16 protein-coding genes are annotated in these 25,511 nt (G+C 56.9%); 2 read left to right on the top strand and 14 right to left on the bottom strand.

The genetic code is table 11. The annotated features are described in order from the left end of the window. Positions 1–50 precede the first annotated feature (50 nt). Positions 51–2,756 carry a DEAD/DEAH box helicase gene (locus K9N21_15795; protein ID MCF8145379.1) on the top strand — a complete coding sequence of 902 codons (2,706 nt, stop codon included), beginning with the start codon at positions 51–53 and terminating at the stop codon, positions 2,754–2,756. A 5-nt stretch (positions 2,757–2,761) separates the two neighbouring features. Here K9N21_15795 and K9N21_15790 read toward each other — a convergent pair whose 3' ends face one another. The 14 genes from K9N21_15790 to K9N21_15725 all read right to left on the bottom strand — a co-directional run bounded on the left by K9N21_15790 (position 2,762) and on the right by K9N21_15725 (position 23,615). Then, positions 2,762–3,649 (bottom strand): methylenetetrahydrofolate reductase, encoded by an 888-nt coding sequence (locus K9N21_15790; GenBank protein ID MCF8145378.1) that lies wholly within the window; start codon positions 3,647–3,649, stop codon positions 2,762–2,764. 319 nt (positions 3,650–3,968) lie between these two features. Beyond that, complete coding sequence (locus K9N21_15785; GenBank protein MCF8145377.1) at positions 3,969–4,619, bottom strand: methylenetetrahydrofolate reductase C-terminal domain-containing protein; 651 nt, start codon at positions 4,617–4,619, stop codon at positions 3,969–3,971. Then, positions 4,616–7,747: an FAD-dependent oxidoreductase gene (locus K9N21_15780; protein MCF8145376.1), complete on the bottom strand. Its 3,132-nt coding sequence runs from the start codon at positions 7,745–7,747 to the stop codon at positions 4,616–4,618. Before K9N21_15780 ends, K9N21_15785 begins: the two co-directional genes overlap by 4 nt. A 3-nt stretch (positions 7,748–7,750) precedes the next feature. Further along, a complete protein-coding gene (gene nuoE / locus K9N21_15775) occupies positions 7,751–8,239 on the bottom strand; it encodes an NADH-quinone oxidoreductase subunit NuoE (GenBank protein MCF8145375.1) in 489 nt (162 codons plus the stop codon). Further along, a complete protein-coding gene (locus tag K9N21_15770; protein MCF8145374.1) occupies positions 8,236–10,878 on the bottom strand; it encodes a molybdopterin-dependent oxidoreductase in 2,643 nt (880 codons plus the stop codon). Before K9N21_15770 ends, nuoE begins: the two co-directional genes overlap by 4 nt. A gap of 130 nt (positions 10,879–11,008) precedes the next feature. Continuing rightward, positions 11,009–11,884, bottom strand: coding sequence for a methylenetetrahydrofolate reductase (locus tag K9N21_15765; GenBank protein MCF8145373.1), 876 nt, complete (start codon positions 11,882–11,884; stop codon positions 11,009–11,011). Between the two features lie 60 nt (positions 11,885–11,944). Further along, a complete protein-coding gene (locus K9N21_15760) occupies positions 11,945–12,538 on the bottom strand; it encodes a response regulator (protein ID MCF8145372.1) in 594 nt (197 codons plus the stop codon). A gap of 334 nt (positions 12,539–12,872) precedes the next feature. After that, positions 12,873–14,885: a PAS domain S-box protein gene (locus K9N21_15755; protein MCF8145371.1), complete on the bottom strand. Its 2,013-nt coding sequence runs from the start codon at positions 14,883–14,885 to the stop codon at positions 12,873–12,875. Positions 14,886–15,434: 549 nt separating this feature from the next. Then, a complete protein-coding gene (locus K9N21_15750; GenBank protein MCF8145370.1) occupies positions 15,435–16,277 on the bottom strand; it encodes an FAD/NAD(P)-binding protein in 843 nt (280 codons plus the stop codon). Between the two features lie 217 nt (positions 16,278–16,494). Then, positions 16,495–17,532 (bottom strand): 4Fe-4S dicluster domain-containing protein, encoded by a 1,038-nt coding sequence (locus tag K9N21_15745; protein MCF8145369.1) that lies wholly within the window; start codon positions 17,530–17,532, stop codon positions 16,495–16,497. A gap of 142 nt (positions 17,533–17,674) precedes the next feature. Continuing rightward, positions 17,675–18,625, bottom strand: a complete 951-nt coding sequence (locus K9N21_15740; protein ID MCF8145368.1) for a 4Fe-4S dicluster domain-containing protein — start codon at positions 18,623–18,625, stop codon at positions 17,675–17,677. Beyond that, a complete protein-coding gene (locus K9N21_15735; GenBank protein MCF8145367.1) occupies positions 18,625–18,834 on the bottom strand; it encodes a hydrogenase iron-sulfur subunit in 210 nt (69 codons plus the stop codon). Before K9N21_15735 ends, K9N21_15740 begins: the two co-directional genes overlap by 1 nt. A gap of 21 nt (positions 18,835–18,855) precedes the next feature. Next, a complete protein-coding gene (locus tag K9N21_15730) occupies positions 18,856–19,056 on the bottom strand; it encodes a hydrogenase iron-sulfur subunit (protein MCF8145366.1) in 201 nt (66 codons plus the stop codon). A 122-nt stretch (positions 19,057–19,178) separates the two neighbouring features. Beyond that, entirely contained in the window at positions 19,179–23,615 is a 4,437-nt protein-coding gene (locus K9N21_15725; GenBank protein ID MCF8145365.1) for an FAD-dependent oxidoreductase, read from the bottom strand. 321 nt (positions 23,616–23,936) lie between these two features. Between K9N21_15725 and K9N21_15720 the strand changes: the two genes are divergently transcribed. Then, complete coding sequence (locus K9N21_15720; protein ID MCF8145364.1) at positions 23,937–25,493, top strand: PAS domain-containing protein; 1,557 nt, start codon at positions 23,937–23,939, stop codon at positions 25,491–25,493. Positions 25,494–25,511 lie beyond the last annotated feature (18 nt).

The raw sequence follows: 25,511 nt of genomic DNA, 5'->3' as shown, positions 1-25,511 counted from the left end.
CTGATGAACTCAATAAGCCCGATAAACCCCCAGCTGACCCGTGTGGCCTTGTGGCATTAAAAAAACATTATTACAGACCCAAACGCCCGGTTTCAGGCAAGAGACATCGGGAGAAGGACGAGGCCGATTATTCAAAGCCCAAGATAGACCCCGCCCTGAAGGCATCGTTTCAGAAGATCGGGATCCCTAAGGAGGAACCGTTCTCACCCGATCCCTTTCAGGTGGAGGCCATTGAACTGGTCAGGGAGTACGATGTCCTGGTCAGCGCGCCTACCGGTTCAGGAAAGACCTGGATTGCCTCAGAAGTCATCCGTTCGTTTCTCTCAGAAGACCGGAGGGTCTGGTATGCCTCCCCCCTGAAGGCCCTCTCCAACTCCATTTACCAGCAGTTCTGCCAGGGGTTCGGGCCCCCTTACTGCGGTATCCTTACCGGAGATCGAAAAGAGAATGCCGACGCCCCCATCGTGGTGGGGACCACGGAGATTCTCCGGAACCAGCTCTACGATGCCATGCACAAGGGATTCAGCATCCAGTCGGATCTGGTGATCCTGGATGAGGCCCACTATCTGAGCGATCCGGATCGGGGGGTGGTGTGGGAAGAGGTGCTTATCTATCTCCCGTCGAGGGTCAGGCTCCTCCTCCTGTCCGCCACCGTATCCAACCCGGAAGAGGTCTGCGATTGGTTGCGGACCATTCGAAAGGCCCCTAACCGGGTGGTGCGGGCAGAGGAGCGCCCGGTTCCGCTGGAGACGTTGTTTCTCTTTCCTGACGGGCTGATCACCCCTTTAGGCACCCGCAAAGGATTGAACCCAAAGGTGAAAGGGTTTTTGGGGTCAAAGAAAAAATTCGGGCGGGGACGGCATGAGAGGATTGATTTCGGAAAGATTGTCCGTTATCTGAGGGAGATAGACCTCCTGCCGGCCATCTTTTTTCTCAAGTCGAGGGCCGATTGCGACCATGCCCTCCTGACCTGCCCGGCCGTGGATAAACCGGATGCCGTGGCGCGGCGGATGAAAGGGATACTGAAAGGATTTCTAAAAGACTATCCTCACCTGAAAAACCACCGCCAGATAAAACCGCTTCTGGGTGCCATGGTGGGATCACATCACGGCGGACAGCTCCCATACTGGAAGATGGTGATCGAGGGGATGATGAACAAGGGTCTGCTGGAGGCCATTTTTTCCACCTCCACGGTGGCGGCCGGTGTTAATTTCCCTGCCAGAACCGTTGTTATCCTTCAGAGTGACCGTTATAACGGGCGGGAATTTGCTGATCTGACCCCAACGGATCTCCATCAGATGATCGGACGGGCAGGTCGGAGAGGGAAGGACAATATCGGATTTGCCCTGATCATTCCCGGCCCCTATCAGGACCCGCAACTCATCCATGAATTGCTGGATTCTTCACCCGATCCCCTCCAGAGCCAGATTCGGATCAACTTTTCCATGACCCTCAACCTCCTCCTCTCCCATACCCCGCTTGAAGTCAAGGACCTCCTGGATCGTTCCTTTGCCGCGTATCAGGAGAATCAGTCCGGAGACGCCCAGAAAAGACGGCAGGCGGAGATGGTGTCGGAATTGGCCAGGATCCTTCCGGAGGCCAAATGCGACATTACCGACCCGTTCGGGATCATGGAATATATCCGGACGCAGTCCGATCTGCAGAGGACTCTCAGGAAGTCGACCCGGACCCGGCCCCATGACAGGTCTGTCCAGGCCTACAAGGATCTGCTGACGCCGGGGAGGCTGTTTCTCCACAAAAACGGGAATATCTACGTGGTGTTCAAGACCTATTCCGACGAGGGAAGATTTATCTGCGCCTCTCATAATATCAGACGCCAGGATCCAAAGGGAAAACGACAGCTCAAACTGCGGCGGGTCGATCTGAGTCAGATCGAGGCGGTGTACGATTATCGGGTGGATCTGCCCGAAGACTATTCCCGGGAAAAGCTGGACCTCCTGTTGGACGCGGTTCCGAGGGACAGATTGACCGCGATAGAGGTTCCTGACGGGAGGGAAGGGCGGGAGAGTGAATCCATCCGGAAGGCGCGGGAAAAGCTGGAATCGCTGCCATGTCAGGGATGCCCCCATTCCAGGCTCTGCCACCGGATAAGGGGTGGGCGGCTTCAGAAACTCCTGGCTGAATTTCGTGCCTCAACGGAGCGTCCGGAGACGGCCTGGGGCGGGTTGTGGCTCAGTTTCAAGCGCCAGCTCCGATTCCTGAAGGAGACCGGCTTTGTGGATGAGACGGACCGGCTGACCCCTGACGGTCAGTGGGCCTCCAACCTCAGGCTGGATCAGCCGCTCCTGATTGCCGAAGCCATACGAAAAGGGGCGTATAATGAGATCTCGCCCGCGGAATTGGCCGGCGGGCTGGCGCCGTTTGTATGGGACCGGGGTCAGGAAATGGAACTGAAGATAAAAGGCGTGGTGGATCTGAGCAAGATCGAGACAATTTTCAATCGGTTGCTGGACCATATCGAAGAGATACGGGTCTTGAAGGCGTCGCGGGGCTTCCAAAACCCTCCCATCATGTTCTGGCCCGCGGCCGCCCTCTTCATGTGGGCAAGGGGGATGGCGTGGGAGGAACTCCTTTGCTTCGTGTCCGCGGACGAAGGCGACATGGCATCGCTCATCATGAGGACCGCAGACCATCTCAGGCAGGTGGCGGATCTCCGTGAGACCCACCCCCGACTGGCATCCGTGGCCGGCGAGGCGATCGATCTCATCTTACGCGAACCGGTGTATATCCTCTGACCCGCCTAGCCCAGGCCTGCAGCGGACATGATGTCGGGGACCAGCTCTTCCTTGCCGATGGCCATGATGTGCACGCCGTGGCACATCTTTTCGTCTTTGACCCGTTTGATCATACGGCCGGCGATCTCGATTCCCTTGTCCAGTGCCCTCCCCTTGGGCGCTGCGGCCATCTCGTCGATGAGGGCCTGGGGAACGTTCACCCCGGCCACGTTCTTGTTCATGAAGCGGGCCATGGGGGCGGAGGTAAGTAGGATGATGCCTGCCAGGACCTTGACCGGGAATTGCCGGGCATAGTCCATGAACCCCTTGAAGTGGTCCAGATCGTAGACCGCCTGGGTCTGTATGTACTCGGCCCCTGCCTCGATCTTTTTTTCAAACTTGACGAGCTGGGGTTCCAGGGGGTTGGCCTCGGGGGTGACAATGGCCCCGGCACAGAAGGAGAGGTCCCCCTCCAGCTTATTTCCGCCAAGGTCCTCTCCCTTCTCCAGCCTTCGAATGGCGGCGAGCAGTTGGCTGGAATCGAGGTCAAAGACCCCTTTGGCCTCCTTGTGGTCGCCGAAGATGACCGCATCCCCGGTCAGGCAGAGGACATTATGGATACCCCGCTGATGCGCAAAAAGGAGGTCGGCCTGGAGGGCCAGCCGGTTGCGGTCCCGGCACGTCATCTGCAAGATGGGTTCCCCGCCCATTTCCCTCACCAGGAGCGCCCCCCCCAGCGAAGGAAATCGCATGACCGAACTCTGATGATCGGTCACATTCATGGCATCCACCCGGTCTTTGAGGAGTTCAATGTGGTGGGCCATCTTGTCCAGGTTCGTTCCCTTTGGGGGCGCTACCTCGGAGGTGACAACGAATTTCCCCGAGTCGAGGGCCTTCTTAAATGCGGAAACCATGACAGACCTCGTGTGGCAGGTAAAGGTTAAGGCGCAAGGCGTCAGGCGCCAGGCGCAGGGTGATGAAGCGGTTGAGCCGCTAAGCTGTTAAGCCGTTAGCCATCAGCTATCAGCTATGACCCATCAGCTGTTCGCCGGACCCAAGTATCTGAAACCAGCGGACGGAAAGGCCGGTAGCAGTATGCAGTAGGGAGTAGGCAGTAGGCAGTACCCGGAAACGAGCATCCAGTCCCGCTTTTCAGCGGGATCTCCGCTTCGCTACGACCGGCATCCAGTATCCGGCATCCAGTATCCAGTATCAAGTATCAAGTATCAAGTATCAAGTATCCAGCCTCCACTTCCCCGGCCGCAGCGCTGCCTGATGATTTCGGGGTTTCTGAAGCCTCCGCATGGCGTCGAGCCGGTTCAGGTCCTTCAGCCGGTTATAGATGAGGGTCCAGGCGCAGTCCTTGTCGCTGTCGATCTCGCACTTCCCGTTGTTGGTGCCTCCGCACGGCCCGTTTACCAGGCCCTTGTGACAGGAGGTGACCGGGCAGATCCCGCCGGTCTCGCCCAGGATGCAGTCCCCGCACTGGGTACAGACCTCGTCAAATTGTCCTGATTGGGTCTCCTTTCCGATGAAGAGGGTATCCAGGGCAGGGACGACCATTTTTTTGGACTGCCTGGCGATATTCTGAACGCCGAAGGCGCAGGCCATGATCAGGAGAACATCCGCCTGGTCTATGCGGGTGCCGTACTGGTCGAGGGCCTCCTGCGTCAGGTTGTCGCAGGCCACGGCCAGGACCGTGTCTCCGGTCACCATCTTCCCTTTTTCCGAGAGCTGTTTCCTCATGGCCTCCACCTCTTGAAGGCCCCCCGTATGGGTCATGGTGGGGCAGGTCCCGCATCCGATGATAAAGACCCTTGCCAGGCCGTCCAGGAGTTGATCCAGCTCCGCTTCGGTTTTTTGCTGGGTAATGGATCTGATCATGAGCGACTCCTCTCCTTTTCCAGATCGCACCTGAGACACCGACCGGCTTCCCAGATGGCCTGTTCTGCCGTGAATCCCCTCTCTATTTCCCTGAAGTCCTTCACCCTGTCGTCCGGGGTTTCGAGCGCCACCTGAATCCTGGGCCGATCTTCAACGGTTTCCTGTTCAAGGGCCAGGCCCGCGTCCTCGGCCAGGGCCGTCTTTTCATCCGGGATCCGGATCCTCCCGGTATCCCCTTCCAGATACTGATGGATGGCCAAGGCCGCCCTTCTCCCCGAGGCAATGGCCCTGATGAGGTACGTGGGTCCGGTGGTAAAATCGCCGCCGGCAAAGACCCCCTTGATGTTGGTGGAAAGGGTGTTCTCATTTACCGCCAGGGTTCCCCACAGGGCCCTTTCCAACTGCCCGTCTTCCGAGAGGAAGGAAGGATCCGGGGCCTGGCCGATGGAGATGAACACGTGATCGGCCTCAACGATCTGGGTGGCGGACTCATCGAAACGGGGATTGAATTTTCCCTCTTCATCGAACACCGAGATGCATCGGACAAATTCAATGCCGGTTACGCGACCCTCCGCGCTGAGGATGCGGCGAGGCCCCCACGACGCGTTAATGACGATTCCTTCCTCGAGGGCCTCTTCGATCTCTTTTTCCCATGCCGGCATTTCCTGGCGGGATTCGAGGCAGAATATCTGTACGTCCCCGGCCCCTGTCCGGAGGGCGGTCCTGGCCACATCGATGGCCACATTCCCCCCTCCCACCACCACGGTTTTTCCTTTCAGTTCCATCGGCCTTCCCATTCTCACATCCGTGAGGAACGCCAGACCGTAGGCCAATCCTTCCAGGCCCTCTTCCTCGCCGGGTATCCCGATCCGTCTGCTGGCCTGGGCCCCGGCCGCGATAAACACGGCGTCGTGGCCTTCGTTCATGAGGTCGTTGACCGTGTGTTTGGCATCTATGGGCGAGTTGTAGCGGATCTCTACCCCGCAGCTTTCGATATAGGCGATCTCCTCCTGAATAACGTCCCGGGGAAGCCGGAATTCAGGGATCGCCAGGCCCAGCATGCCGCCGGCAACGGGCTGGGCTTCATACACGATGACCCGATACCCCATCTCGGCCAGGAAATAGGCGCAGGTCAGACCGGCGGGACCCGCCCCGACCACGGCGACCTTCCCGGACCTGGTCACGGGAAACGGGGCCTCCCGCCTCCCGATGTTCCGAAAGTACCAGTCCGAGGCAAAGCGCTTGAGGGACCGGATGGCAACGGGATCATCCAGTTCGCCGCGCCGGCATTTGAATTCACAGGGGTGAATGCAGATGCGTCCGCACACGGCCGGGAAAGGGTTCCGTTCCCGAATAATCTCGACCGCCTTTTCATTGTTTCCCCTGGCAATGGCCGCAACGTAATTGGGGACATCGATCCCGGCAGGGCAGGCATGCTGGCACGCCGAGATGACCATGGCGTCACAGGCGGCCCCTGCGCAGCGCTGTTCCAGGATATGGTCTTCATACTCCTTTGAAAAGTACCTGAGCGTGGAAAGGGCCGGCTTGGCGCAGGTCTGGCCCAGGCCGCAGAGGGCCGTCTCGGTGATGGTCTCCCCCAGGTCCCGGATGGTCTGGATATCCGTGATCTTCCCCCGGCCCTGGGTAATCCGGGTCAGGATCTCCAGGAGCTGGGTGGTGCCCAGCCGGCAGGGCGCACACTTGCCGCACGATTCCGACTGGGTGAAGCTCAGGAAAAACCGGGCGATCTCCACCATGCAGTTGTTTTCGTCCATGACCACCATGCCGCCGGAACCCATGATGGCGCCGATACGTTGCAGGGTGTCGTAGTCGATCGGGAGATTGAGATGCTGAGGCGGCACGCACCCGCCCGAGGGGCCCCCCATCTGCACGGCCTTGAACTGTCTCCCCTTGGGGATGCCGCCCCCGATGTCGAAGACCACCTCTCTCACCGTCACGCCGATGGGCACCTCCACCAGGCCCGTGTTGTTGACCTTTCCGGCCAGGGAGAAGATCTTGGTCCCCTTGCTTTTCTCGGTTCCCACCTCGCTGTACCATCCGGCCCCCCTCCGGATGAGCGGGGGGATATTGGCCCAGGTCTCCACATTATTGATGTTGGTGGGCTTTCCCCCTAACCCTGCCTGGGCGGGAAAGGGCGGCCTGGCCCGGGGCATTCCCCGTTTTCCTTCAATAGAGGCCATGAGGGCGGTCTCCTCGCCGCAGACAAAGGCCCCGGCCCCCATCTTTAATCTGAGATCGAAATGGAATCCGGTTCCCAGGATATTCCGGCCCAGGAGCCCAAGTTCGGTCATCTGCTCGAGGGCGATGGTCAGATGTTCCACTGCAATCGGATATTCCTCACGCACATATACATACCCGTGTTCGGCGCCGATGGCGTAGGCCCCGATGAGCATCCCTTCCAGGACGGCGTGAGGATCCCCTTCCAGGATGGCCCTGTCCATGAACGCCCCTGGATCGCCTTCGTCCGCGTTGCAGATGATGTACTTGGGCCGGCCCGGGGCCTGGCGTGCAAACCGCCATTTGAGTCCGGTGGAAAAGCCGGCGCCGCCCCTCCCTCTCAATTGCGCGGTGATCACCTCCTGGATCACCTCTTCAGGGGTCATTCGGGTCAATGCCTTGATAATGGCCTGGTAGCCGCCCGCCGCGATATAATCCTCGATCCGGGTGGGGTCGATGCGGCCGCAGTTGGCCAAAATCCGTCTCTCCTGTTTGCTGTAAAAGGGAATCTGATTCCTGTAGAAGATGGGATTTCCCGTCTTCGGATCGTGATAGGCGAGACGGTCGATCAAACCACGCTGTTTCACCGTCCGGTCGATGATCTCCGCCGCATCTTCAGGCCCCACCTCCTGATACTGAATCCCCATCGGCTCAATGGCGATCACCGGGGCCTTGGCGCAGAATCCATGACACCCGGTGGCCCGTATCTCCACCCGGTCTGAAAGGCCCTGTCGCTCGACCTCGGCTTCCAGCGAGGATTTGACATCTGCAGACCCGTAGGCCCGGCACCCGGTCATGCAGACCTGGACCACGGTCTTCCGATCGTCCATCTGAGCCAGGATCCGGTTGCGGAGCCATTCCAGTTGTCCAACGGATGATAGCTTTTCCATGCCTTATTCCGACTCTCTTTCCTGTTTGCGGAACTGGGCCAATATGGTGCTCACCTTGGGAGGGGAAAGCCTTCCGTAATAGGTCCGATTGACCATCATGGTGGGGGCCAGAAAGCAGGCGCCCAGGCAGGCGACGGTCTCCAGGGTGAACTGATAATCGGGACTGGTCTCCCCTTCCTCGAGGCCCAACTCCTTTTTCATGACCCGCAGGATGCTCTTTCCGCCCTTTACATGGCAGGCGGTTCCCCGGCAGACCCTGACCACGTATTTCCCTTTGGGCGTGGTGCTGAACCCGGCATAAAAGGTGACCACGCCCTGGACCTGGGCGGGAAAAAGATGAAGGGCCTCACTGATCGGTTCTATGGCTTTGGGCGGGATGTATCCGATGGCCTCCTGGATATCCTGCAGGAGGGGGATAAGGCCCCATGGCTCGCCCTTGTGTTTTTCGATGATGGATGAAATCCGGGTCCAGTCGATCTCTTGCGGCATCATGTTCCCACCCCCGGTGTCTCAAGCCGGACCTGACAGGTCTTGAATCCTTGCCATGACCCGGTCCCCGGTGCTGTCAATTCAATCAGATTCATGGCATCGTTTTCATGAAAGCCCGTGGGGATGAAGACCTGTCCGGCTTGTAAGGTGTCGTCTATGCGGACTTCCCGGATCAGGGCGCCCAAGCGGGATTGCACACGAGCCCGGTCCCCGGTATGGAGGTTCAGCCGGTCCCCGTCAGCCGGCGATAAGACCACCTCGTTGTTCAGCCCAAAATCGGCGATCCGTTTGGAACGGCCGGTACGGGTCCCGCTTCCCAGGTGAAGGCGTTGTGATCCCAGAATGGCGGTCAGGGGATAGTCGTCGTCCATCTCCTCCCGATCGCCGGCCGGGAGGGGAGAAAACCGAAAAGGTCTCCTGGTTTGGGTTTCACGGATCCAGGTCCAGGCCTTTCCGGAGTCTTCCCTGAGACCGGCGTACATCGGAATCAGGCGTGCGATTTCAGCCCGTATGGCATCAAGGGAGCCATAGGCCTTGGGATATCCCATCTTCACCCCTAAACGGTCCAGGATCTCCCAATCGGGTCTGGCGTCTCCGGGCGGAGGTACCACCGGAGTGAAGCAGGAGATTCTGCCCTCCATATTGGTAAAGGAGCCCCCCTTCTCGGAAAAGGGGGCGCCCGGGAGAACCACATCCGCCAACCGGCTGGTTTCGGTGTGGAGGATATCCTGCACCACCAGGAGATCCAGGCCCTTCAATGCCGCCGCTACCCGTTCCTGTTGAGGGAGGCCTCGCACCGGATTTTCTCCCATGATCACCATGGCCCTGAGAATTCCCTTTTCAGTCGCCTCTATCATCCGCACCCCATTTAATCCCTGATCCGGCGAGATCCGCACCCCCCATGCCCGTTCCCACTCCCTTCTCCGCGAGTCCTCGTGAAGGGGCGTACGGCCCGGAAGGGTATCGGGCACGGTCCCCATATCCCATGCCCCCACCTGATTGTTTTCCCTTGCCAACAGATAGAGCCCCGCCGGTTCACGGGCCAGACTCCCCGTCATCATGGCCAGATTTAAAACGGCCTCCATTGCCTGGACCCCATGGCGGTGCTGGGTGATCCCATGACCTACCACAAAGCTGATCTTTTTCCCCTTCAAGAGGTCTGCCGCCTTTGTCAGAGCTCCCATCTCCGATCCGCTCGCCATGCAGAGCCGTTCAGGATTGAAGGAGGAAAGGGCCTCGCTGTATGGACCGAAGCCTTCTGTAGATCGTTCAATAAATCCGGGATCATGGGCAAATGTCTTCCACATGAGGGCGGCGAGGCAGGTGATCAGTTCGGCGTCCTTATCCGGGACAACGGTCAACCAGAGTGCAGAGAAGGGGAAGAGGTCTGTTTTTCGAGGGTCCACCCCTATAATGGGAATACCTTTTTGGGCGGCCCTTTTGAGGTGATAGGCGACTACCGGGGCGGAGTGCCCCGGGTCGGCCCCCAACACGACAATAATTTCGGCCTTCTCGAGATGCGCGAGCCGGGTGGGGCGCCGCCTGCCGCCTGTCTTCTCTTCCACCACCTGGAGGGCCTCCCTTCCGGCCATGAATCCGCCATTGTCCACGTTATTTGTACCCACCAGGACCCTGGCCAGCTTCTGGAAGAGGTAGTTTTCCTCATTGGTGCATTTTGAAGACCCGAAAAAGCCGATACTTTGAGGGCCGTCCTCTTTCTTGATATCCAGGAGGCGGCCGGCAACATAATCGAGGGCCTCATCCCAGGATACCGGGGTGAGGTCGTTGTCCCTGCGGATCAGGGGCTGCGTCAACCGCTCGCGGCTGTTGAGGAAGTCGTGTGCAAAATGCCCTCGAACACAAAGGGTGGCGGCGTTTACGGAACCGGGAAGACCGGAGGGATTTATTTCTACGGCCTTTTGCCCGGCCACCCCGATGCGGATGGAACAGCCCACCCCACAGAAACCGCAGGTGGTCAACGCCTCTCGCTCGGGCGTCCCCACATGGCCGCCCATCCTGGGCGTCAGTGCCCCGGTGGGACAGATGGATACACAGGTTCCGCAGAACGTGCAGGAAGAGGATTCCAGGGGAAGATCGTAGAGGGTGGCCGGTCGCGAAGCAAAGCCCCTCATATGATAGTCGATGGCCCCGGCCACCACCAGTTCATGGTCTGCACGGATACATCTTCCGCACAGGATACACTTGCTCAGGTCCCGAATGATGAACGGGTTGGCCAGCTCGATCGCCTTGTAATTGGGGGTGGGATAAAGCCCGGTCTCCCCCAGTCCCATCTGACCGGCAAGCTCGCGCAACTGACATCGGTTTCCCTTGCTGCAGACCAGGCACGACTCGGGATGTTCGGCCATCATCAGACGAAGGATGTTTCTCCGGTGTCGCATCACACGGGAGGAGTCTGTCCGGATCTCCATGTCCGGGGCCACCGGAGTGACGCAGGATGCCATGATCCGGCCGCTCTTTTCATCCTCCACCAGGCATAGGCGACAGGCCCCGACCGGCTTGAGGTCGGGATGGTGACAGAGTTTGGGTATTGGAATCCCGTGCTCCTCTGCCGCCTCCAGGACGGTGGTCCCGGGCGGGCAGCTCATCCGCGTCCCATTGATGGTGAGGGAGATCTCTTCCACGAGCGTTTCTCCTGGTCCTGGATACTGGTCACTGGATACTGGATGCTGGATACTGGATGCTCGTTCTTGCTTACTGCCTGCTCCTTACTCCCTACTGCATACTGCTACTCCCTACTGCATACTGCTGGGCCTACCTTAATTTGGCCGCATCCAGATAGTGCCTCAGCTTTTCTTCACCCCCGATGGTGATGATGTGGATCCCCTGGCAGAGGTCTTTGAGGCCCTGGACCGTCTCCGCAAAGATGTCGATACTGGCCTTCTGTCGATCCGGGGCCCTGGCCAACCGCTTGATCATCCAGTCAGGGATCAACCCCGATTTGAAATGGCGGTTCAAAAACTGCGCCATGCCGGCGGTCCTCAGGATCATTACCTCCGCAATGACCGGTATCCCGAACGTCTTGACCTGTTTCATGAATTTTTCAAACCGGCCCAGGTCGAATACCGGGGTGGTCAGAAAATATCCCGTCCCGATCCGTGTCATCTCTTCCAACTCCTTCATCTCCAGATCGGGAACGTTCTTTCCCCACGCAGATTCGACCCCCGAACCCAATACAAAATCGGCCTTGGACGGAAGTTCCTTCCCATCCACAGTGCTCCCTTGGCGCATATGGTCCAACACAGAGGCCAGTTTCCCGGCATCCACATGGAAAAACATCATCTCCTGGAGGCTGTCTCCGGTGATCCGGTAGTCTTCGGTAAAGACAAGGAGATTTTCAACCCCTGCGTCATGGGCCAGCAGGAGGTCCTTCTGTAATTGGGGCCGGCTCTTGTCCCGGGTGGTGGTCTGATAAATGGACTCGAACCGGTTCTGATTCAGAAGATGGCAGGTCCTGACGCTGTCTCCCACCACCCCCTCTATATCCAACTCCGGAACAGCCACGCCGTCAACGCGGCCCCTGACCAGTTCCAGGCTCTTGATGAGCGCCTCCGGGCCCCCATCGACAGGGGACTGGATTTCCGAGGTCACGACAAATCGTTTTTTATCGAGGGAGTCCTTTAGCTTCATCCGCTTTCTCCTTATGGCAGCCAGATAGGAATTGTGGGTTGTTCAGGCCACAATGTCTTGTTACGGCAGCTCACCGTCCGTGGTCAATCCCAACAGCCTGGCCACCTCTTTTTTTAATTGGGGCAGGGGGAAGGGTTTTGAGAAGCAGACGTCGGCCCCGTATTCTTTCATCTTCTTGAATTTCTCATCATCCAGATAGGCGGACAGGACAATAATCTGGGTTTCTTTTGTTGCTTCATCGCTCTTGATCTTGCGGCACACCTCATACCCTTTGATATCCGGCATCATGATATCCAGGATCATCAGGTGGGGCTTGAAGTGGTTGACCTGCAGTCCCGCCTCAAAGCCGTCCGACGCAGAGACCACCTCATAATCGTGTTCGTCTTCTTCCAGGGCCTGGACAATGGTCTCCACAATAATGGGATCGTCGTCCACCACCAGAACCCGCTTCCGTTCGTCAACCGGCGAATCCCCCTCGGGGACAGGAATCCCCTGTCGATTCATGAATGCGATAAGATCCGTCTGTTTGATCCGGCGGTGCCCCCCGACGGTCTTATAGGCCTGGATGTGCCCCGACTCTATCCAGTTGATAATGGTCTTGGGCGAGACGTTGCAGTATTCGCTCGCCTTATAAACTGTCAATATGCCTTCCATGACGCAAGGATCCTCCGTGTGCGGGTTGAGTTGATTTTACACTTATTATAGAATTTATAGTATGTCAAGAAAAAAAACGAGTTTTTATGAAAAAAAATTACGATAAAAACAATAAAGTCTATAATAACTGTATCAGTATCATGGCATTGTTTTCTTTTGCTCGAAGGTAACCTGCGATTCTCGGACGGTTTCGGGATTTCCCCGTGCCGTCTGTACAGGGCGAAGCGTCGATTGGGCCTTGGCGATGTTTTCGGATTGCAGCGAGGATACTTCAGAATGGGGGGATGGGCATCGGGTAAGCAGATGCTATCCGGTCGGTGCCCAAGGAGGACGATCAGGACTCCGGCGGATCCGCAGTTTCTTTGTGTACTGGAAGGGTAATGGTAAAGGTGGTGCCGGAATCGGGATGGCTTTCCACCCGGATATCGCCGCCGTGATCTTTGATGAACCCGTAGCAGACAGACAGGCCGAGACCTACGCCCTTGATGCTGTCTTTGGTCGTAAAAAATGCATCGAAGATTTTGCTGAGGTCCTCTTTTCTGATGCCGGTCCCGGTATCCGAGAATTCTATATGGAGCATATCCTCCACCACCCTGGTGGCCACCGTCAAGGTCCCCCCGTCCGGCATGGCATCCCTGGCGTTGGCGATCATATTGAGAAAGACCTGCCTGAGCTGATTCTTAGAAGCATACACCGCTCCGAGATTTTTCCCCAGGGATATTGACAGGGTAATGCTGTGTTCCCGGAGCTGTTTTTCGTGGAGGAGGAGGATTTCGTCCAGGATATTGTTGATGTCTGAAGGCTGTTTGGTTTCTTCATCGGGTTTGGAGAACGACAACATTTTCCGGAGCATTTCAGAGAGCCTTTCCGTTTCCGACAGGGCCATCTCCAGGATCTTTCGACGCTTGTTCTGGGGGGAGATCTCGGTTTTCAGCAGTTCCAGGGTATTCATGATGCCGTAAAGGGGGTTGTTCAGCTCGTGGGCGATCTGAGAGGTCAATCGTCCCATGGCAGCCAGCTTTTCGGATTGCAATAGCTGTTCCTGGGTCTGCCGGAGCTTCCGTTCCATGTTCAAGCGTTCTTCCAGGTCCACAAAAATGCCCACAGAGGCCGTTTCAGCGCCGTCGGCGTCATAAATAATAGCGGAGGAGAGGTTTCCTTCCACCACCTCGCCGTCCTGACGGACATAGACCATCGGGTAGGATCTCAGTTTGCCGACCGGGCCGTGCTCAGGGCTTCGCATCATCTGCATGACCCTTTTGGCTGTTCCCTGGGGATAGATCCTGTCAATATTCATCTTGCCGATGACGTCCGTCGCCCGGTAACCGAGGGTTTCCTCTGCGGCCTGATTCCAGATGATGATGTTTCCTTTCATATCTGTGGCCATGATGGCATCGGGCGAACTCTGAATGATCTTGTTCATGAAATCATTGGCCTTACGCAACTCCATTTCCCGCTCGATGAGCTTTCGGCGAAGGCGGTTCTCTTCAGTGACATCCTTGCTGATCCCCACCGTGCCCAGGACATGCCCCTCGCTGTCGCGCAGTTCGGCCAAAGAGAGGCTGATCTCCACCTCCTGATCGTCTTTGCCGATGAGGGTAGTCGGGTAATTATTCACAAATCCTCTTGCCTTTACCTCGGCCATGAGCCGGCGCCGCTCTTCCGGCGCCTTCCACAGGGCTTCGATATCCGTTCCCAGGACCTCTTCCTGCGTATAGCCCAGCATATGTTCGGCCCCCGGATTAAAGGTAACCACCTTCCCCTGGAGGTTGGTGGTGATGATCATGTCCGAGGAATTGACGATGATGTTTTCCAGGTATTCCTTGTTCCGGCGCACCTCTTCCTGCAGGCCGACCCGCCGGGTCACATCCCGGATCCCTTCGATGACCTGGACGATCTCGGCCCCATCATTCAGGATAGGGGTGGCCATGATCTCTTCAAAGATCCTGTTTCCGTCGCCTGTCATATGCTCATGGATGGCAGAATAGCTGGTACCGGTTTCCAAGACCTTGTCAAACGGACAGACAAAGGCATCGCCGCTGCATACTTCGGAGGAGTGGCGGGTGATCTCATAACAGGGTTTCCCCAGTACGGTCTCTTCGGTGACCCCGCTTTCCCTCAGAAAGGTCCTGTTGACCCGATGGATGGTGCGGTCCCTGTTCAGCACCATGATCTTGTCGGCAAGGGAATCAATAAACTTCTGGGACCAGTCCCGTTCCTTTCGGATGGCCTCTTTCGAGGCCTGTTGAAGTTGCTGCGTTTCCACTTCTATCTGGATCAGGTCCCAGAATAGACGGGCCCCCCGATGGTCGATAGAACTGATGTGAAGGGGCTTGGTGCGGATCATTCGTTCCCTGATATCCATGGAACCGGTCAATTCAATGAGAAGATTCAGACCCGGAAGGGGATAAAGATCGGTGAAATCAGAGGTGGTGAAGATTCCCATCTCCATGGCCCGGACCATACCGGGGGCCTCCGGATCAGGATCTGCTACGCCCACGATTTCCAGTCTTAACCGTGTCAGACGTTCGTCGCTAAGGAGCATCAGGAGGTTATGGCAGGCATTTCCTCCTCCGATGATGGCGGCCTTCAGCGTTATCCGTGATTGCGCGCCCCTCTTGATCAACTGATGGTTTCCATTCATCTCCCTCTCCCCGTATTCGAGATTGATCAGATGGTTCCAGTGTCACTCCACAAGAGGATAGTCCTCGGCCGGCATAACCGCAACCGAAAATATCTCACCCGGAAGCGGAGAGACACATCCCCCCAATGATTGTCGGAATTAGACGCTTTGGTGGTAACTCGAAAAAGACCGAGCCCGACCCTTCAGGGAGTGCAGGAGACATCAGGCCAGGCCCGGAAAGAAGGATTTAGGAAGAGGAACCGGTGTGTGTGGCTAATATTCCGGGGGCATTTCCTTGAGTTGAGCGAGCGAGAAGACAGGACCGTCCTTGCACACGTATTTGTCCCCGATATTGCACCGGCCGCAGATCCCGATGCCGCATTTCATCCGCATTTCCAGAGAGAGGATAATCCGTTCCGGCGGGAATCCCAGCTTTTCCAGGACCGGCTGGGTGAACCGGATCATGATGGGCGGGCCGCACACGATGGCAATGGCGTTGTCCGCACTCTTGATCTTTTGTTCGGTGATGGTGGGGACAAACCCGACATTGTATTTCCAGTCAGGGTCATCGGTACCATCCACCGTGATATGCATATGGATGTCATCCCGCTGCTCCCATGCCGCCAGTTCATCCTTGTACAGCAGCATGCCCGGGCTTCTGGCCCCGTACACCACGGTGATGTCCTTGAATCTGGGTCGGTTTTCGGGGTGCAGCATATAGACGATGCTGGATCTCAGGGTGGTGAAGGCAAACCCGCCGCCGACGATGACCACATTTTTTCCCTCCATCTCGTCCCACGGATACCAGTTGCCCATCGGCCCCCGGAGTCCCATTACATCCCCCTCTTTCATATTGTGGAGATGGGTGGTGACGAGCCCGACCTTGTTGACCGTAAAAGCGACAAATCCCTTTTCCGTGGGCGAGGATGCGATACCGATGGGGATTTCACCCTTACCCGCCACGGATAATTCCGCAAACTGCCCCGGCGTATAGGCAAATTTCTCCTCATGTTCGGGATTCAGAAAAACAAATCTGAAGGTCTTCAGATTCCTGTCCTCGGTTTCGGTGGTGATCCGATCGATTCGGACCGGATAGGGCAAATACGGATTTTCCAAGGGGGTGACCTCCTTAAACATCCAAGGCGGCCTAACGGCCGCAACCAAAGATATTTGAAATTCAGGAATTCAGGATTCAGGAATTCAGGAATTTTGACAAATGTTCTTCCATCGTGCCAATTCGTCAATTCCTTAATTCGCAATTCCTCAATTCGCTTTAGATGCGTCTGACCACAGAAGCTCTGAGACGATCTATAAATATAGACGCCCTAAGGGCCTAATAGGTGTTCATCCGCTCGCAGACATCCCGTATATCGATGTTGACCGGGCAGTAGCGGACGCAGCGACCGCAGCCGGAACATTGAACGCCGTTGTCATATTTGTCCACATAGTACTTCAGCTTGTGCATGAACCGCTGGCGAACGCGTTGGACTTTGACGTCTCTCGGGTTGTGCCCGGAGCCGTGAAGGGTAAAGAGGGGGAACATGCAGGAATCCCAGTTCCTCATCCTGTCGCCCTCTTTTCCCGAGACCTCGTCCTGGATGTCAAAACACCAGCAGGTGGGACAGAGATAGGTGCAGGTCCCGCAATTGAGACACCCAAAGGCGACCTCTTCCCAGAAGGGGGCATTGAAGAGATCGTTGGTTTTCTTTGCCTTCAATTTGTCCGTGGGAACGGATGCGGTGATCTTTTTAGAGGCGGAGGCGGCCAGTCCTTCCGCGGCTTTCAAATCGTCCTGGTCCGCGGCCCTTCCCCCGGTCATCTTGGCCAGAAACGCCTCTCCTTTGTCGGTAATGCCCTTGATCAGGTAACGATCCCCCAGATCGAAGATAACGGCATCCAGGCCCTCTTCATGAAACGGGCCCCCGCCCACTGCGGTACAGAAGCAGGTCGAACAGGGATCGCTGCAGCCCAGGCCGATCAGGGTGGTCGATTCAAAATGCCGCACCCACCAGGGATCGCGGTACTCGGGATTATCAAAGTTGCGCTTCACAATCTGGAATGCATGGGCGTCACAGGGCCGTATTCCCACAACGGCTCTCGGGGAATAGTCTTTTGGAGATTCCTTCAGGATGTTGGCCTCAGGGTCAGCGCTGTCCAGGGTGTATTCAAACAGCCGTTCCGATTGGGGATAGATCACCGATTTAGGGGAAAGCCTGCTGTTTTGAAAATCAAAATCAGCGGTCTTCCCCTCACTCAGGGGCATGAAGGTGTGAAAATCCCCGTCCTTCACAGGCACCAAAAGGGTGTAGGCATCCTTCAGCCCTTCCAGCGCCTTTATCCATTCTTCCTTGGTGAATATCTTATCTGTCATGATTGACCTCTATGAAACATTTCGGTAGATGGCTCACACGGAGACACAAAGGCACAAAGAAAAATAAAAGCCGGGACATGTTAAACCAATATCGTATCTCTCTGTGGCTTTGTGTGAGACCATTTTAGTTCACTTTAGTCACCTATTTTATAAACTCGTTATAGTCGTCCGGCCGGTATACATCCAGGGGCGGTCGCTGGTCAACGGTCAGCCCCGCCTCCCACGAGAAGAGGTCCTGGCAGTCTTTGTTGAGTTTCTTGGTAAACTGCCGCATGGAGATCCCCATGGGACAGACCCGTTCGCACGCCCCGCAGTCCGTGCACCTCCCTGCGCAGTGATACGCCCTCAGAAGATGGAAGGTCATGGTGTCGGTCGGATCGCTGCTCTTCCCCACCCACTGGGGTTTTGATTCATCCACAAAACAGGTGGGACAGTAACACAAGGGACAGGCGTTGCGGCAGGCATAACAGCGGATGCACCGGGAGATCAGCCGGGTGAAGAACCCCTGTTTCTTTTCCGGGTCCATCTCCTCCACCTTTTCCACATCCTGATACGGCGACACATCGGTCTGCTCTTCCACCAGATCGCCTAAGAGCTCATCGTAGATCACCGGATTGCGGTGAATGCAGACGGCGCAGTTGGTTTGCAGAAATTTCTCCTTTTCAAAGGTCTCTTCAAAGTCGGCGCCCTTTACGGTAAAGGTGTTGCCATGCTGTTCTATATCCGATATCTCTTTCTGCTTTACCGCTCGCATGACGGCCCGGTGATCGATCATCCCCTCGCACGGAATCCCCACGATATAGAGCTGATCCCGCTGGATCTGGTTTTCGATGATGTGGGTGACGATGTTCCGGGAATTGCACCCGTTGGCCACGATTCCGATTTTGTCGGTTCGCCGGGTCAGATAATTGCACAGGTTCAGACCGCAGAAGTTGTCCCAGTAAAGCCGGTCCGCCTTATCCGGATCGGTGATCAGGAGGGGTTCGTTCATCATGGGGACGGATCCTTTCTTGTACCCGATGAATACGTCTATTTTTTTCTCCTGAAGCAGCCGCTTGGCGATCTCCTGGATTTTTTCAGTATACTTGAGCATTATGCCACCTCAGCTCTCTTTTTGATAAAATACCGGGCCGGGCCCAGGTCCTTCACTTCCTTTGCCACGGTATTGGCCACATCCACGAATTTGGTGGCCTCGGCCGAAGATATCCACGAAAAATGGAGCCTCCCCGGTTCAATGCCCACATGTTCCAACAGGCCTTTTAAGAGCGCAAATTTTCTTCTCGCATAGTAATTACCTTCCAGGTAATGGCAGTCTCCGGGGTGTCACCCGGACACCCAGACGCCGTCGGCCCCGTGTCGAAAGGCGGCCAGCACAAACTTGGGACTGACCCTGGCCGAGCAGGGGACCCGGATAATCCGGAAGTCGGGGGGATACTGAAACCGGCTTACCCCCGCCAGATCGGCCGCCCCGTAGCTGCACCAGTTGCAGAGAAATGTTGTTATTTTTGCTTCCCAGTCACTCATGATCTTCTCCTGGTTGCTGATTGCTGGTTACTGGATACTGGATACTGGATACTGGTTACCGGATAGTGGAGACGGAATCCCGAATCACTCAATCCCTCATTCCTCAATTCCTCAATTCACCCCTATATCTCATTGATCATGGCCATGATCTGGTCTTCCCCGAATCCCCTGAGATTCAGGGCCCCGGACCGGCACGATGCCACGCACAGGCCGCATCCCTTGCACAGTACCGGATTGATCTCCGCCTTCCCTGCAAAACGGCCTTCCAAGACAAAGGAGGGCGCGGAATAGGGGCAGACGTCCACACATACGCCGCAACTACTGCAAAGCAGCGGATTGACATGGGCGATGGTGCCGCTGACCTGGATCTTCTTCCTGGCCAGGAGGGTGACGGCCCTGGATGCCGCGGCCTGTGCCTGGGCCACCGATTCATCGATCGGCTTGGGATAGTGGGCCATGCCGCAGAGAAAGACCCCATCCGTGGCAAACTGGGAGGGTCCCAACTTGGCGTGGGCCTCGACAAAAAACCCGTCTTCATTTATCGGCACCTTGAAAAACTGGGCCAGTTTTTCATCCCTGTAGGGGACGATGGCCGTGGCCAGGGAAACCAGGTCGGCCTTTATGAGGACGGGCCTTCCGAGGATTTGATCCATGACCTCCACCTCCAGGGTCTCCTGACCGGCGGTGACCCGGGGCTTCTGATCTAATGAAAACCGGAAAAAGAGGATGCCGGCAGCCCTTGCCTTGCGATAGAGATATTCCCGCTCCCCGTATGTCCGGATATCACGATACAGGATGTATACATTCATATCCGGATTCATCTCCTTGAGATGAATGGCGCTCTCCATGGAGTGGGTACAGCATACCCTCGAGCAGTAGGGCCTTTGAGGCTCGCGCGACCCGACGCATTGAATAAACACGGCGGTTCCGAGGGATTTCAGAGAGGGGTCCGGATCCATCAATTTACGGTCCAGTTCCAGATGGGTGACCACCCTGGGATCTTGGCCGTAAAGATATTCATCCGGTTTGAATTCAGAGGCCCCGGTTGCGATGACGGCCACACCATGTTCAAAGAGGTCTTCCTTTCCGTCAGCGCCCAGGGTCGTCTTAAAGCTCCCGACAAATCCGTCAACGTTCGTCAGTTCCGTCCCCAGACGCACATGGATGTTGCTGTCGGAGGTTATTGACGCGATCAGCTGGGAGAGATTCTGCTGAATATCCTCGGCCTTCCAGGTCCTGAAGAGGTTGAGGGCCTGCCCGCCCAGTGCGGATGACCGCTCTACCAGGCACACCTCATAGCCTTGATCGGAGAGGCTCTTTGCCGCGGACATCCCCGAGATCCCCCCCCCCACCACCAGGGCCTTCTGATCCACATCCACTTCGACTTCCAGGAGAGGCTCCACCATGGCCGCCTTGGCCACGGCCATGCGAACGAGATCCTTGGCCTTTTCCGTGGCCATGATCGGATCGTCCTTGTGGACCCAGGAGTCCTGGTTCCGGATGTTGGTCATCTCAAAGAGATATTTGTTCAGACCTGCGTTGATGAGCGTTTCCTGGAACAGGGGCTCATGGGTCTTGGGGGTACAGGCGGCCACCACGATACGGTTGAGATCATTCTCCGTGATCACCCGGGTCATGGCCTCCTGGGTATCCTGCGAGCAGGTGTAGAGATTGTCCGTCACATATTCCACAAAGGGGAGGGATGCGGCATAATCCCGCACTGCCGGCACATCCACGACCGAACCGATATTGATGCCGCACTGGCATACAAAAACGCCGATACGGGGGCGTTCACCCATAATGTTCCGCTCTTGGGGGACCTCACGGGTCCGGGTCAGGGTATTTCGCGCGTCCCGCAGAAGGGCCCCTGCCTCGGCGGCTGCAGAGCTGGCCTCGATCACGGACTGAGGGATGTCTTTGGGTCCGGCAAAGGCCCCGCACACATAAATCCCCTCCCTGGATGTGGCCACAGGATGAAATGAAGGGGTCCGGCAGAACCGGCCTTCGGTCAGATCGATTCGCAGTTCCTGGGCCAGGGTGACGGTCTCGGGCGAGGTTTCAAGCCCCACCGAAAGGACCACCATATCGAAGTGCTCTTCAACGATCTCTCCGGCTTCGGTAGCGTATTTCAGCAGGACATCATCGCTTCCATCGACAGGATCGATGGTGTGGACCCTGGAACGGATAAAGCGAACGCCGTGTTTTTCCCTGGCAGTGTCGTAATAGCGTTCAAAGTCTTTTCCATGGGTCCGCATATCCATGTAGAAGATGGCGCAATCCAGGGCACCGCCCGCGTGTTCTTTGGCGATGACCGCTTCCTTGATGGCATACATGCAGCAGGCGGAAGAACAGAAGCCGTTGTCGCACCGGTTGATGTCCCTTGAGCCGATGCATTGGAGCCATGCAATCTTTTTGGGTTCCTTGTGATCGGATATCCTGGCCAGGTGCCCCATGGTGGGTCCGGACGCGGACAGGATTCTTTCAAATTCCATGGAAGTGATGATATTCGGATGCGCCGCGTAATTGTAGGTCTCAAATCGTGATGGATCAAACGGCTGGAAACCCGGGGCCAGTATGATGGATCCCACATCAAGGGCAAGGGCCTCGGGCTTCTGGGCATGGGATTCCAGGGTGACTGCTCCGGCCCCGCAGGCCTCCACACATTGATAGCATTCGCAGCAGTATCCGCAGTTGAGACACCGGCCGGCCTCCCCTTTTCCGGTCTCCTCGTCATATCCCAGTTCAACTTCAAAAAAGTTGCCTGCCCGCTGATCAAGAGGCCTCTCCGGCATTCGGGCCCGGGACTGTATGGGCTGGTTCTCGGGGATTGGACGGTATGCCGGGTTTTCAACGGCAAGGGGAGTCCGGCCTTCGGCCATGTCACGGCCGTCCAGATAACGGACAATGGATTCGGCCGCCTCCCGTCCTGCCGCAATGGCGCCGATGGCCACCCAGGGCCCGGTTTGAAGATCGCCCCCGGCAAAGACGCCTTTGCGTCCGGTCTCGTAGGTCACCGGGTCTGCTTCTGTAGTCCCCCACTTGGAGAATCCGATATCTGAAATGTCCTCTAATGCCGACAGATCGGGACGCTGCCCGATGGCCGGAATGAGGTGATCGATCTTGATATCGTACTCGCTTCCCGGGATCGGAACAGGACGTCTTCTGCCTGAGGAATCGGCATCGCCCAGTTCCATTCGGATACACCGGAGTCCCACAATTTTTCCATCTTCGACCAGGGCCTCCTGGGGGGCCGACAGGTAGCTGATTTGAACCCCTTCCGCCTCCGCGGCCCGGATCTCTTCTTCCCAGGCAGGCATCTCGGCACGGGTCCGACGGTAAAGGATGGTGACCTCTTCCGCCCCAAGACGGATAGCGGAGCGGGAGACGTCTATGGCCACATTGCCCCCGCCGACGATGGCCACTCTCTTTCCGACCGCCGCGGTTCCCTTGAGGTTCATCTCTCTCAAAAAGTCCACCCCCTGGCGGACCCCCCGGGCCTTTTCCCCGGGGATTCCCAGCTCGATCCCCTTATGGGCGCCGAGGGCCAGGTATACGGCGCTGTATCCGTTGTCCAAGAGATGATCCACGGTCAGATCCCGGCCCAACGGCGTGTCGGTCTTGATCTCAACACCCAGGTTGGTGATCACCTCGATCTCGTTGTCCAGGATCTCCCTCGGAAGACGATGATCCGGGATCCCCACCCGCAGCATGCCCCCGGGTTCCGGCAGGGCCTCAAAAATGGTGGAGAGGATGCCTTTCCGCGCCAGGTGATAGGCTGCCGAAAGCCCGGCAGGACCCGAGCCGATAATGGCCACCTTTTCCGTCCTGGGGGGGGCACACGCGATTTCGATGTCTCTGGGATCAAACTGATCCGCGGCCAGCCGCTTAAGGTCCCGTATGGCCACCGGGTCATCCACCTCGCACCGCCGGCACGCGTCTTCGCAGCCGTGGGGGCAGATGCGGCCCAGGACACCGGGCAGGGGAAGGTCTTCCATGATGATCTTGAGGGCTTCCTTATATTTGCCCTGGCGTACCATCTGTACATACCCCTGCACGTTCAGCCCGGCCGGGCAGGCCAGCCGGCAGGGGGCCTTGTCTGTTTTCTGGATGGAAAACGCCCCGGGAATGGCCTGAGCATATTTCTTGAATGCGGCCTTACGTTGGTTCAGGCCCTGGTCATATTCATTGGGAAGACTCACGGGGCATGCCTCGGCGCAATCGCCGCAGGCCGTACACTTGTTCTCATCGATAAAACGGGGGGTTTTGTGCAAGGTCACCTGAAAGTTCCCCTGGGTCCCCTCAACCTCCGCCACTTCCGCACATGTGATCAGATTGATGTTCAGATGCCGGCCGACCTCGACCAGTTTGGGTGAGATAATTCACATGGCGCAGTCATTGGTGGGAAAGGTCTTGTCCAACTCGCTCATGACCCCGCCAATGGCGGGCGATTTCTCCACCAGGTGAACCAGATATCCTGAATCGGCCAGATCCAGAGCGGCCTGCATTCCTGCAATTCCACCACCTACCACCATGACGGATCCAACGGTTTTTCCGGGCATGAAGTACTCCTTATGGGATTTTCTTGAAACGGCGCTTGGCCGGAATTTGGGGTTCAGTCTTTTTCTCATGATTCCTGAAGGCTGTCAATAAAAAAACTCCCAGGGTTTTCCAAGCGGCCGCAAGGGGACCCCCTGATTGAAATTGGAAAAATAACCCCTTGAAGCGGGGGCATGGCCATGATACATTGTCGCCAAATAGATCCCATCCATCCCTGCGGTTGATCAATACCATCGCGAATGCGTGTAGACCCTGCCTCGGCTGCAAAAACGCAAGGGTTTTGCCCGGCGAGGGGATATCATGCCTGAATCGGAGCGTCGTCCATGTCTGAAAAAGAGATGCCCACCACCAGAATCGGCATTGTCGGCGGTGGCGGGTTTTGCAGGGAATTCATCGAAAAGACGATGATATACGGCAAGAACTTTGTTAACGGGGCCCGGATCGTTGCGGTGGCCGACCCGGATCCAAAGGCCCCGGGAATCGTCCTGGCCCGCGAAATGGGGCTGATCGCCGTTTCCGACTATCATGAATTCTACAGCCCGGAGCATCGGATCGATCTCATCATCGACCTGGTGCCCGAAGAGGCGGTTTTCAGCGATATTCTGGCCACCAAGCCGATCCATATCCGTCTCCTTTCCAACCGCGTGTTCAGATTGCTGTGGAACACGGTAACCTGGCAGGAAAAGGAGCTGAGAGACCGCACCAAAGAACTCATGACCATCCTGGATGGGATCCAGGATTTTATCGTAGTGATCACACCGGAGAGAAAGATCGTCGAGGCGAACCGGGCCTTCCTGGACCATATGGGGTATTCCCGGGATGAGGTCATCGGCCGGACATGTCACGAGATCTTTCAGAATACCAGCGAGCCCTGTGCCCAGGGAGATATTGTGTGTCCGCTGAACGAGGTGATCCGGAACAGACGGCCGGATCAGCAGGTCCTGACCCGGGTGGGCCATAACGGTGAACTCCGGTATATCGAAGTGACCCTCTTCCCCATATGGGAGAGCGATGGAAAGATCTCACGGTTTGTCGAAATCAGCCGGGACATCACCGACCGGAAGCGGGAAGAAGAGGAGATTACCCAGCGACTCGAACAGATGGTTGAAGAACGGACGCGACAACTGGAAGAGACCCACGAAAAACTCCTTCATCAGGACAAGATGGCGTCTTTGGGAAAACTGTCTGCGTCGGTGGTCCATGAAATCAACAATCCCATTGCCGGGATGCTCAATCTCCTCGTACTGATCCAGCGCATCATTGATGAGGGATCTGTGGGAGAGAAGGAGATCGGGCAGTTCAGGGAATATGTCCATCTCATGGAGACCGAAACCCGGCGGATCAGCCGGATCGTCTCCAATCTGCTGGCCTTTTCCAGACAGTCAAAATTGACTGTCGGGGAGGTCAGTATCAACCGGATCATTGAAAAGACCCTCTTTCTGAACGCCAATCTCCTGAAGATAAACCGCATCAAGGTCACCACCAATCTGGATCAGAATCTCCCGGATGTATTGGGATCGGAAGATCAGTTTCAGCAGATTATGATGAACCTGATATCCAATGCCGCCGAGGCCATGGAAACTGACGGCGGCATCCTGAACATCGCCACCGTGCATTCCCTGAGACATAACAGCGTGGTGGTCTGCATTCAGGACAGCGGGGTGGGCATTTCCAGGGAAAACCAGAAGCGCCTTTTTGAGCCCTTTTTCACCACCAAGAAAAAAGGGAAAGGGGTGGGCCTGGGGCTTTCCGTGGTTTATGGAATCATCGAGGAGTATGGGGGCAGCATCGCCGTGTCCTCCGAGGTGGGCAGGGGAACCACCTTTAGGGTGGAAATTCCTCTGGGTCAAACCGGGGACAGGGACAAAGAGGGATCATAAAAGGAGAAGACACCTGCC

It is taken from the genome of Deltaproteobacteria bacterium (assembly GCA_021737785.1).
GTDB lineage: Bacteria > Desulfobacterota > DSM-4660 > Desulfatiglandales > Desulfatiglandaceae > AUK324.
The sequence above is the reverse complement of the archived record's forward strand: the minus strand, read 5'-3'. Positions and strand labels throughout refer to the sequence as shown.

Excerpts from the sequence above, each read along its gene's own strand:
- K9N21_15790 (MCF8145378.1), bottom strand. The coding sequence starts at position 3,649 with ATGGTTTCCGCATTTAAGAAGGCCCTCGACTCGGGGAAATTCGTTGTC.
- K9N21_15785 (MCF8145377.1), bottom strand. The coding sequence starts at position 4,619 with ATGATCAGATCCATTACCCAGCAAAAAACCGAAGCGGAGCTGGATCAA.
- K9N21_15780 (MCF8145376.1), bottom strand. The coding sequence starts at position 7,747 with ATGGAAAAGCTATCATCCGTTGGACAACTGGAATGGCTCCGCAACCGG.
- nuoE (MCF8145375.1), bottom strand. The coding sequence starts at position 8,239 with ATGATGCCGCAAGAGATCGACTGGACCCGGATTTCATCCATCATCGAA.
- K9N21_15765 (MCF8145373.1), bottom strand. The coding sequence starts at position 11,884 with ATGAAGCTAAAGGACTCCCTCGATAAAAAACGATTTGTCGTGACCTCG.
- K9N21_15760 (MCF8145372.1), bottom strand. The coding sequence starts at position 12,538 with ATGGAAGGCATATTGACAGTTTATAAGGCGAGCGAATACTGCAACGTC.
- K9N21_15755 (MCF8145371.1), bottom strand. The coding sequence starts at position 14,885 with ATGATCCGCACCAAGCCCCTTCACATCAGTTCTATCGACCATCGGGGG.
- K9N21_15745 (MCF8145369.1), bottom strand. The coding sequence starts at position 17,532 with ATGACAGATAAGATATTCACCAAGGAAGAATGGATAAAGGCGCTGGAA.
- K9N21_15740 (MCF8145368.1), bottom strand. The coding sequence starts at position 18,625 with ATGCTCAAGTATACTGAAAAAATCCAGGAGATCGCCAAGCGGCTGCTT.
- K9N21_15730 (MCF8145366.1), bottom strand. The coding sequence starts at position 19,056 with ATGAGTGACTGGGAAGCAAAAATAACAACATTTCTCTGCAACTGGTGC.
- K9N21_15720 (MCF8145364.1), top strand. The coding sequence starts at position 23,937 with ATGTCTGAAAAAGAGATGCCCACCACCAGAATCGGCATTGTCGGCGGT.